Source organism: Rhizobium sp. Root1204 (assembly GCF_001424965.1).
In the GTDB taxonomy this organism is placed as follows: domain Bacteria; phylum Pseudomonadota; class Alphaproteobacteria; order Rhizobiales; family Rhizobiaceae; genus Pararhizobium.
On sequence record NZ_LMCZ01000019.1, the window covers coordinates 66,276 to 75,568 of the forward strand.

Consider the following 9,293-nt stretch of genomic DNA (forward strand, 5'->3'; position numbering starts at 1 on the left):
TTATTCCTTCAGGACGGACGTAAACACGTCATTGACCGGAAGGGCAGGGCCACACAAGTCGTCGGCCGGCCCGTATCCGGAGATCGGCGGGCAGGGGGCTTTCTTCTCGCCCTTTGTCTGGCAGCCGGCAATGAAGACCAGCCCTACCAGCATTGTCATCACGAGCAATCGCATGCGGTCTCACTTGAACGGGTTAATGTCTTTGTATTGCAGCATCTTGGCGGTCTCGGACTGCTGCGTCAGTCGCATCTGCATATCGGTATTGAGAGCTGATACTGCGCCGTTCGAAACGCCAATCAACTCGTTGATGGTGCGCGCCGTCTCCAGCTGCATGCGGGTATTGGCGTCGACCGAGCCCTTTACGTCTTCGGATGAGCCAATCTGGCCAGTCGCCGACTGAAGCGACTGTTCCCTCTTGGAGATACCTTGCGTCGCCTGCTGCGTTAGTGCCGAGAGCAGCGTGACTGTGTTGACGGCGCCGGAGAAGGCGCTGTTCATTGCGCCCGCATCTTCGCCGTCAACGATTGCCTTCACCTGTTTGACGAGCTGAAGGCCGTTGATCAACGTCGCCGCGATATTCTGGGAGTTGGCGTCGAGGCCGCCAAAGGACAGCGTTCCACCGTTCATGATGGATGAGAAAGATGGTGCTGCGGAAACTGACATATTTCCGCTTAAGCCGGTCGAGGAAATACCCATGGACCCGTCGCGACTTCCGGAGAGGGCACCAAGGATCGCCTTGGTCTTTTCCAGGATGTCGGTATTTGTGTTCATGATTTTGCCAGTGTTTTCGGCATTCTTTCTGGCGATCGTCAGGTTGGCATTGTCAATGACCGGAACGTCGGCAAACGCCGGCGTTGAAACGGCAAGTACACCAGCGATAGCAAGTCTCGTTCTCATGATGAAACCTCTTAATCGGCCGCATCTGCGGCATTTTGGATGGACAGAAGATTGTCGGCGATCGCGCCGTCGGAATTGCCCGACGACGACAGCACCGACGTTTCACCCTCGGCTGCAGCGATGACAGCGCAACGTGGCCAGTCGGCGCGCGGCACCTTCATTTGCTCGAGAATGACGGGATCACAGCTATAGGGATTGACGGTGGGATCGGACTTCATGGCCTTGGCGGTCTCGGAGGTCTTTGACAGCTTCAGCTGCAGGCGCGCCTGCAACAGTTCGTTAAAGAGGTTGCGCTCGGTCATCAGGTTGTTCAGCAGGTCGGCGTTGACGGCGCGCGCTTGCGTGTTGTCATCCCAGGCGTCCTGGTAGATTTCCGAGGCGCCGACCGACGACGAGAGTGCGTCGATACGCCGGCCCGCTTCCTGCACCCGGGCAGAGCTTCTATCGACACCGGAAACGGCTCTGTCGATGGCGGCAACGGCTGCACCATTGGCGTTGCGCGTTGCCTCGGATCCGTAATCGACAGTGGATTTGAAGGACGGCGACGAGATCTCCTCGATATTGGAGCCGCCGGCGTAGGCGTTGAACCATCCATGGTTCCGACCGACCTTGCCGGCCCAGTTTTTCTGTTCTGCCGCAGTCGAGCCATTGTACCAGGAGGCAAGGCAGGCATAGTCTGTCGTCCCGCACTTGTTGACGCCGAGACCCAGATATTTGACGCCGCCCTCGATATTTTCCTCGTTGATATCGCGGTCGAAACCCATGCCCTTGCCGGTGCGTTTCGTCAGCTGCATCACGCCCTTGACACCGGTGGGTGAGCCCGAGCAGGTAGAAATCCCGGACTCCGCATGCGCAACAGACAGCGCCAGGCCGACGGGAACATTGTATTTGTCGGCATAGTGCTTGATGAGCTCGACATTGCTGGTGTCTTCACTCACTGCCTGCGCCGGCGATCGATACAAACGCCGGTTCTTTTCCTTCTGCGAGATGTTGCAGCTGGTGACGGTTTGCTCCTCAAGCTGGTCGTCCTGCGTGTCTTTATCGGTAGCCGAATGACCTTCGTCCTCGGAGCGCTTGTCCTTCGCGTCGTTATCGAGCACAGGCACATCCGCCCAGACAGAGGGTGATGGCGCAAGGGCAAGCCCTGCAGAGAGCAAAAGAAGAACTGCTTTATGCATCGCTTGCCTCCGGTATCGTCCAACCGCAGAAGTGCGGAAGCCAGGCGGCCGGCTCCTCGCCATACGTCTCTCGCAAATTCTCGCACTCGCGAACCGTTTCCGGACGCCCGGACAGCACCTTCACCAGGTCGGGCATGACGGAGAGGTCGAGGCGGGCGATGATCGAGTCCTGCGCATGCTTGACCAGGAAGGTACGGCTTGCCTTGTCGGCCTGCTTGATGAACCGGAACTCCTTCTCCGACAGTCCGAAGGCTGTGCGGTAACTCTCCTCATCGGCCGATGCGTTCGGGAAGAAGATGTTGGTCATCGTCTGCTCGATAATGGTGTTGCGCAGCTCTGAACGCACCACGTCGGACGCAGACTGGGTGCCGAAGCCGACAATGCCATTCATTTTTCGAATGGTTTTTAGCCAGTCCTTGATGAAACCGGAAAACACCTCGTCGTCGAGCAGGCGCCAACCTTCGTCAAGAAAGATCATCGACGGCCGGCCATCGAGGATTTCCTGAATACGGTGAAACATATAAAGGAGGGCGGCCGATCGCGTGCGCTTGTCGGAGAGGATTTCTGTCATGTCGAAGCCGATCACCGAGCCTGAGAAATCGAGCTTGTCCTCGGCATTGTTGAACAGCCAGCCCTTGTCGCCGGTCGTCCATTCCTTCAACCGGTCCGCTAGATCGCCAATACCGGATCGCATCCGGCCCTTCAGCGCCTCCGCCAGCATATCAAGCCGACGCTGTGGCCGATCGAAGTCGGTATAGATGCTGTCGACCGCGTCGGAGATCACCGCCATCTCCTCGGCGTGCAGCACCCGGTCCGCCGGCGTGACCAGATAGGAAATCAGGGTCTTGCCAAAACTGCGATTGGCCGGTGTATCGTCAAGTTGCAGGGGCGCAAAGCCTGTTGGCTCGCCCGGTGATAGCCGCTCGTAGCGTCCGCCCATGGCTCGCACGAAAATCTCAGCCCCACGGTCCTTGTCGATGAAGACGCAGCGGGGCCGCGGCTCGACCCGCATCCCTTGCGCAAGCAGAAAGGACAGCGCCACCGTCTTGCCGGAGCCGGTCGGTCCAATGACGGTAAAATTGCCGACGTCATCCTCATGAAAATTGAAGAAATAGGCTGTCTGGCTGGTCGTCTCCAGAAGCGAGACGGGTTTGCCCCAATGCACCTTGTGAATCTGGCCGGACGGGAAATTGTGCGCAGAGAACAGACCCGCGAAATTGACAGACGAGATCAACCCTTGTCGCGCAACATAGGCAAAGTTTGCCGGCAATTGTGCCCACCAGGATGCCTCCTGATTAAGATCTTCGCGTACTGCGACAACGCCCATGCGGGCGAGCTCGGCGGTGACGTCGGCAACCGCGCGGTTAAGGCCAGCAGGCTCGCGGGACAGCACCGCCACGGTCATATGGTGTTTGCCATAGACGACTTCGCCGGAGGCAAGACGATCGCGAGCGGTCTCGACATCGTCCTCGACGGCCGTGCCGCCGTCGTCGGAATTGGAAATCTGCCGGCTGATCGTCGCAATCGCTTCGGTAACGGACGTGCGGTCTTCCGGGGCGAAGGAATGGGTGACGATGAACTCGTAGGGGAGACGGAGCAGACCGTCGAGTTGGCCCGGCGTCGTCATCGGCGGGTATTCCTTGATCGACACCATAGCGGCGACTTTGGAGGTGGCGCCGTCGTTTGACCAGATCTCCGTTGCCTTGCGGCCAAAGAGGATGCGACCGGTCCCCAGATAGTCGGCAAGCGACATGCGGGGCAGGGGCATCAACCGCTCGTCGCCAGCGGCAAGAATCTTTGCGAAAAACTCCGCTGGCTCCGAAAAGATGCCACTCTCGCGCGTTACACAAGATAGCAGCTCCGGCCGATAGGTGCGGAAGTCGCCGACGATCCCCGAAACCATATCTTTCAGATCGCGCAGCGCTTCGCCTTTGGCCTCAACCTCATTGTCCGCCATGCGAAACACGTCGAACATGCGATCGACTTTGCCGGCACGGCCTGTCATGGGCCGTCGAATAACGGTCAGGTAAAGCTCGTTCACGAACATCGTCCGATGCTTCAGCCCATCCATGTAGCGGGCGTTCAGCTCATCGGCGAAGGGATTGTCGAACTCTCCGTCGATTTCGGGTACGATCTGGCGACGGATAATCGTTGCATACAGCGCAAAGCGCGACGACCCGAGCGAGCGGACCGTCATATTGCGGTTGGCAAGACGCGCGTTGATCTCCGCCTGGTCCATCGTCTGGTACGGAAGCCCGGACAGCCTGATGACCTGCAGCAGCATACCGGCCTTGGTGACGATGGTCTCTTCGTCAACATGGCGCAGATAGGGAACATGGGTGCCAATGCCAATTTCGCGTGCGCGTTCGCGTCCGAACTTTAAATCGTGATTGACGATGTTCACGGGCTATAGCTCCCCGCTCTCCAGAACCTCCTGTTGCGGATCGCCCTGCGCATCGACAAGAACACCTGGACCACGCGGACTATGTGGACGTCGCGTTGGCAAAGGTAGAGCCCGATAAAATGAATGGGTAGGACGATGAGCGGCGCAAGGAAGCTCGACGTGGCTATGAAAAGGACGACCCCGGACAGTCCGTTGACGACGAAGACGATGATGTCGACGCCAAAATACATTGGCGGCCGGGTCAACGGCAGGATCAGCGGTTCAACGTCGGGAGCGTCCTCGCGCATATCAAATTCCCGCCGATGACTTCATCGCATCGACCAGCTGGGCTGCACCGAAGATGATCGCGATACCGATGACGATCGAGATCGCCGCTTGCCATGCCATGCGGCCGGTCAAAAACATGAAGCCCAGGAAGCAGACGGCAATAATCGCCAACGAGCGCGCGACATTGCCTTGAAGCACGCCGACGAACCATTCGAGGATCCCTTCGACGGGAGCGGCCGACTGCGCATAGGCAAAGCTGGGCGCGAGTGCCATCCCGGTTGTCAGAAGGGCAAGACCCACTGCCACCTTGAGACGGAAACGTGATGTGGCCGAAAGAATGGTCATGCGGAAGTCCTCTGTAAGTTGAAGGGAAAGTTTGGAAATCGGTCGATCTATTCGCCGTTCCAGACGTGTTCTTCTCGCCAGGGAGAGGGCGCCAGTGCCATCGTCCGTTTCTGAGCAGGGTGGTCGCCGGTGCGTCTTTCCCGAGCAGCCAACGCCTTGGCATTCAGCGTCCAGCGGTTCATCACCTTGACGACGTATTGGGCAGTTTCGTGGAACTCGGGAATGCCGCCCTTTTGGTAGACGCGCTCCGGACCGGCATTGTATGCCGCCAGCATCAACAGCGGATCATCAAACTCGCCATAGAGTTTCTTCAGGTAGCGGACGCCGGCGCGAATGTTTGCCTCTGGGTCGCAGCGGTCAAAAACGCCGTAGTCAGCGGCCGTGTCCGGCATCAGCTGCATGATCCCGACTGCGCCGGCGTTGGAGACCTGATGCTTTCCGCCAGCGCTCTCGACGTCAACCACAGCGAGTGCAAGCGCCGGATCCAACTGCTCTTCCGTTGCGATTGCTTTGACCATTGCGAGCGTACTAGCCGTTTCGATAGGGTCGCAGGCGTTGGCGGCATACGACGCTGAAAAGAGGAAGAGGAGCGCGGTCGTTTTCATCGTGAAGTTCCGGTTGCTGCGTCGTGGAATAAAATATAATTAATTCTACGGGGATCCATGTGTCAATTCCAAATCGCAGAAATCTCAATGTGTGGACAACTTAAGGTCTTTGGCCTGGTAATCTCGCTGATGCTGCCCAGCGTGGCTTTCCCACGCGAAATGGGTGAACACCCGTATGCGGAGCCGGGGCCATCTTATCTTCGCAAGTTCGCCGAGGAGGGCGAAAAGATCTTCGTCCTTGAGCGATTTGATGCCGGCGGAAGTTTGGTTGACCGCTCCATAGACCGGGTCAGCGGCGAGATCATCATTAACGGGGCAGTCGAGCGAAGAATTGCCGGGTACGACATTCAGCTACGAGGCCTGAACGGCTGCCCAGCGCTGACGGTGACCTACAACCGGGTGCAGACATGGACGTGTATAGACGCCGTTCGTGACTACGCCGGAGCGATTTACAACAAGCGGGCGCACGTCATCCTCTGCAAGACCCTGATGCTCTCGACCGCGCAAGGCAAGGCCATACCAGCGTCCTGCTTCGTCCTCGTTGGTGGCGATGGCGAGCCCTACCGCACTGTCAATGACGATGAAATCATGGTGTTTCTCGGTCTCGCAGAGATCGGAAAGACGCCGGACGGTCGATCGCGGCGTCCCGACCTCGTACAGGCACAATCGCTTTCAAAAACGATGGGGTTTCAAAATGCGGATTAAGGTAGGCTTGCTCTTTTCCCTCATGCTTGGGTCACAGGCTTTCGGGCAGGCGGAGACGATCCTGTTTCCCTTCGATGTCACCTTTGAAACTGGGGATGCCTGGAGCCACGAAGGCCGAAAATACAGGCTGTTCGGGGTTCAATCTTGCATCAGAGGTACTCATTTTCGTGAGCCGGAGGGGCCGGACGCAGATTGCGGGCTGCGCTCGCTCGCGTCTCTTGCGGCTCTGTTTTCAACTGGCACAGTCGGATGCCAGCCGGTTGGAACCGCAAAGGATGCGGCGACTTTTGTCGTGTGCGCTGCCAACATCGATGATGCGACGGTCGATGTCGGAACGGCGCTTATATCCTCTGGTGCAGCATTTGCAGCAACTTTACCTTCGGGCGCGCCGGTATCGGCCGCCTACGCGGTGGCAGAGCTCGCTGCAAAGGACAGCCGGAGAGGGCTTTGGGAAGGGTCCTTCGAGCACCCGGCCGATGTACTTTTAGGCGGGCAATAATCAGAGTTTCGTGAGATCGATATCAAGGTTTTCCGAAATTGAGACAATCTCCCTAAGCGTCAGATCTTCCCACTCCCCGGTTTGAAGTAGCTCCAGCCGGTCCTCTCCTACACCTGTGATCTCAGCAAATTTGTGAGGTTGGGTTCCGCAACGTTGAAATTCTCTCGCGAGGATTCTGACAAGCTGAGGGGCACTTTTTATGGCCATTTGCGGTCATCCTTTCCTTGCAAGGTCATGGTGTGTTCAGCGTCGACGGTACTGGTTGCTCTGTCCATAAGCGCGACACGATTGCGGGGGGTATCTTTGAGGGTGAAGGACAAGAAGCGAGCGAACCCCGCCTTGCATAAAATCGCACGGCCTCGATACGAGTTAAAACTCCAGTTCGCGTGAACCATTTGCGGGTCGTGGAAACTATAAAAAATCGATGCTCCCCCTCTTATCTGCGACCCAGACATGAAATACCCACGCCCGTTTGACATTGAAGCCTTCGGGGGAAATAGCTTGGTAACATACAAGAAGTGTGCTGACGTGTCCTTTGCCACTGATTTTTTCCCACATCAAAATTGTCGGCGCAACGAAGTTTGAACTACTTATGCGTGTTGACAGCTAGCGATCTGCCTCCGGGTTCTGACAGTTGAAATGGCCTTTGCGTGAGACTCAGCCCGATGCCAGAAGGAAGTGGATTTTTCCATCGTCCGTTCTTCAATAGGTTGTGTGCTGGGGATATTTCGACCAGACCCCTAAGCTTTAGCGCAATCAGCGCCATCGCGGAAAAGAGCCGTCCAACGCGGCGCGTTGGTATGCGGGTTTCAATCAAACGTGAATGAGTTCACCGGCTACCGCTCTTCCGATTGCCTGGGATGTCGTTGACACCCCGAGCTTGCGTTTTGCGGTCCGTAGGTAGAGGCGAACCGCACTTTCGGAAAGCTGGAGTTCTGCGGCGATCTGTTTTGCCAGTCGACCATTCGCGATCATATTGATGCATTGGAGCTCGCGTCGCGACAATTTCTTAACCGCTCCATTATTGCGAAACCCCGAGGTCGTGAGCGCTTTGTCATGCAAGTGGTGCGACAGAATTTGAAAATCGACCATGCAATCCGCGCGCAGGTGACGCCATTCGCTTTCGCGCAGGTTGGACGTCGCTGAAAACAACGAGCGCTCCCCTTGCGGACCACGCACGGGAAACGTCAGGCCAAATCGACCCACTCCGAACGAATGGGCTTGTCGGAAAAAGCGGCTGGTCTCACGACTGGCGTGATCGAGAAGTGACCAGTCGACAGGCAAGAAACCAGTTCGGCTCAAATGCACAACGGGATCGAGATCGAAGAAGTTTTCGCTGGTATAGAAATCCACCCATTCCCGAGAGTAGGTGGACAGGATCATTGGGTGCTTGCCACTGCCGGCCCCCAAGCTGACAACGTGAAAGACAAGGTGCGACAAGCCATAGCAATCCCGGATATGTGAAACCGTACCCTGCAAATCGTCCTCGCTCGATGCGCTATTGAGAACGCTGAGAGCGTGTTCCAGTAAAGAGCGCTTGGCCATTCCACAATCTCCCCGTGCTACTCCAGGCTCCCAGAGGCCTACCATAAGTGGAGTGGTGAAGGGTGCACAAAATTTCGTGATGACGTCATCCAACACGACTAATCCTCGGATTCTTCCGAACGGATTTGTCGTTTTGCAGAGAATACTGAAATGCGAGGGTTTCAAGGCCGCACGTCTTCACCCGATTGCATAAGTGATCGCGGATGGTCGGATTGACGTCCCACATGCCACAGGAGATTTTTCCAAATCGCGGCCACGAAATGGAAATCAATCTGGGCGACCAGCCGAGGCGCTTGTAGACAGCCTGCATGGGAAGCTCATAAACGCCAACGATGCCTTCAATGTTAAACTCGTGCGCTAAGTCACACAAACCACACAGAAGTTGGAGGGCGATGTTCCTTGGTTTCGGCATCGTGTCATCGGGGCCGGCATGAACGCAAAACCGCGTGCACTCCCACACTGTTGGGCTCTCAATGTCCACCGGTTCCCGAAACATCGACGCGAAATCGTTCTTGAGCATTGTCGGACCCGTGGTCGGCAACACCCTCAAAGACCCAACGACGTTTCCCGTGTCGTTGAGTGATATCAGATAGAGGGGATCCCCGATTCGATCGTACAGATCGAATTCCTTGCCGTCGATGACATCAACATTCCAGTTCATCCGGTCGCGGAAAACCCTCGCTCTCCCGCGCAGCATTTCGTTGTAGGATGGATCACGTTGATCAGTATGCGACGTCCACGCCCCATAGATTTTTCGGTTGATCTACGGGCCGTCAAATGAGCTCACCGAAGAGTATCTGACGAGCTCATTGTGAGGCTCTGATGCGCGCGGCATAGGCCCATGGCAT

General features: G+C 56.9%; 11 protein-coding genes. 2 read left to right on the forward strand and 9 right to left on the reverse strand.

The features are described from left to right. Genes ASC96_RS32750 through ASC96_RS17625 form a run of 7 tightly spaced genes read right to left on the reverse strand, consistent with a single transcriptional unit; the run spans window position 1 to window position 5,696 of the window. Window positions 1-174, reverse strand: coding sequence for a hypothetical protein (locus ASC96_RS32750; protein WP_156397620.1), 174 nt, complete (start codon window positions 172-174; stop codon window positions 1-3). A 6-nt stretch (window positions 175-180) separates the two neighbouring features. Next, window positions 181-897, reverse strand: a complete 717-nt coding sequence (locus ASC96_RS17600) for a type IV secretion system protein (RefSeq protein WP_060504440.1) — start codon at window positions 895-897, stop codon at window positions 181-183. Window positions 898-908: 11 nt separating this feature from the next. Then, window positions 909-2,075, reverse strand: coding sequence for a lytic transglycosylase domain-containing protein (locus tag ASC96_RS17605; protein ID WP_060504441.1), 1,167 nt, complete (start codon window positions 2,073-2,075; stop codon window positions 909-911). Continuing rightward, window positions 2,068-4,479, reverse strand: coding sequence for a VirB4 family type IV secretion/conjugal transfer ATPase (locus ASC96_RS17610; RefSeq protein ID WP_060504442.1), 2,412 nt, complete (start codon window positions 4,477-4,479; stop codon window positions 2,068-2,070). Before ASC96_RS17610 ends, ASC96_RS17605 begins: the two co-directional genes overlap by 8 nt. Further along, window positions 4,476-4,766, reverse strand: a complete 291-nt coding sequence (locus ASC96_RS17615) for a VirB3 family type IV secretion system protein (RefSeq protein WP_060504443.1) — start codon at window positions 4,764-4,766, stop codon at window positions 4,476-4,478. Before ASC96_RS17615 ends, ASC96_RS17610 begins: the two co-directional genes overlap by 4 nt. A gap of 1 nt (window position 4,767) precedes the next feature. After that, window positions 4,768-5,091: a TrbC/VirB2 family protein gene (locus ASC96_RS17620; RefSeq protein WP_060504444.1), complete on the reverse strand. Its 324-nt coding sequence runs from the start codon at window positions 5,089-5,091 to the stop codon at window positions 4,768-4,770. A gap of 47 nt (window positions 5,092-5,138) precedes the next feature. Continuing rightward, window positions 5,139-5,696 carry a lytic transglycosylase domain-containing protein gene (locus ASC96_RS17625; RefSeq protein WP_060504445.1) on the reverse strand — a complete coding sequence of 186 codons (558 nt, stop codon included), beginning with the start codon at window positions 5,694-5,696 and terminating at the stop codon, window positions 5,139-5,141. Between the two features lie 87 nt (window positions 5,697-5,783). On the opposite strand from ASC96_RS17625, the gene ASC96_RS17630 reads away from it, so the two are divergent. Both ASC96_RS17630 and ASC96_RS17635 read left to right on the forward strand, forming a co-directional pair. Next, on the forward strand, window positions 5,784-6,401 hold the full coding sequence (locus ASC96_RS17630) for a hypothetical protein (protein WP_060504446.1): 618 nt from the start codon (window positions 5,784-5,786) through the stop codon (window positions 6,399-6,401). After that, on the forward strand, window positions 6,391-6,900 hold the full coding sequence (locus ASC96_RS17635) for a hypothetical protein (RefSeq protein ID WP_060504447.1): 510 nt from the start codon (window positions 6,391-6,393) through the stop codon (window positions 6,898-6,900). Before ASC96_RS17630 ends, ASC96_RS17635 begins: the two co-directional genes overlap by 11 nt. An 813-nt stretch (window positions 6,901-7,713) precedes the next feature. Here ASC96_RS17635 and ASC96_RS17650 read toward each other — a convergent pair. Both ASC96_RS17650 and ASC96_RS17655 read right to left on the reverse strand, forming a co-directional pair. Continuing rightward, on the reverse strand, window positions 7,714-8,445 hold the full coding sequence (locus ASC96_RS17650) for a LuxR family transcriptional regulator (RefSeq protein WP_060504450.1): 732 nt from the start codon (window positions 8,443-8,445) through the stop codon (window positions 7,714-7,716). Window positions 8,446-8,530: 85 nt separating this feature from the next. Then, the gene (locus ASC96_RS17655; RefSeq protein WP_156397622.1) at window positions 8,531-9,208 is read right to left on the reverse strand and encodes an acyl-homoserine-lactone synthase; all 678 of its coding nucleotides are present in this window, start codon (window positions 9,206-9,208) and stop codon (window positions 8,531-8,533) included. Between the last annotated feature and the right edge of the window lie 85 nt (window positions 9,209-9,293).

Excerpts from the sequence above, each read along its gene's own strand:
- ASC96_RS32750 (WP_156397620.1), bottom strand. The coding sequence starts at position 174 with ATGCGATTGCTCGTGATGACAATGCTGGTAGGGCTGGTCTTCATTGCC.
- ASC96_RS17600 (WP_060504440.1), bottom strand. The coding sequence starts at position 897 with ATGAGAACGAGACTTGCTATCGCTGGTGTACTTGCCGTTTCAACGCCG.
- ASC96_RS17605 (WP_060504441.1), bottom strand. The coding sequence starts at position 2,075 with ATGCATAAAGCAGTTCTTCTTTTGCTCTCTGCAGGGCTTGCCCTTGCG.
- ASC96_RS17615 (WP_060504443.1), bottom strand. The coding sequence starts at position 4,766 with ATGCGCGAGGACGCTCCCGACGTTGAACCGCTGATCCTGCCGTTGACC.
- ASC96_RS17620 (WP_060504444.1), bottom strand. The coding sequence starts at position 5,091 with ATGACCATTCTTTCGGCCACATCACGTTTCCGTCTCAAGGTGGCAGTG.
- ASC96_RS17625 (WP_060504445.1), bottom strand. The coding sequence starts at position 5,696 with ATGAAAACGACCGCGCTCCTCTTCCTCTTTTCAGCGTCGTATGCCGCC.
- ASC96_RS17630 (WP_060504446.1), top strand. The coding sequence starts at position 5,784 with ATGTGTGGACAACTTAAGGTCTTTGGCCTGGTAATCTCGCTGATGCTG.
- ASC96_RS17635 (WP_060504447.1), top strand. The coding sequence starts at position 6,391 with ATGCGGATTAAGGTAGGCTTGCTCTTTTCCCTCATGCTTGGGTCACAG.
- ASC96_RS17650 (WP_060504450.1), bottom strand. The coding sequence starts at position 8,445 with ATGGCCAAGCGCTCTTTACTGGAACACGCTCTCAGCGTTCTCAATAGC.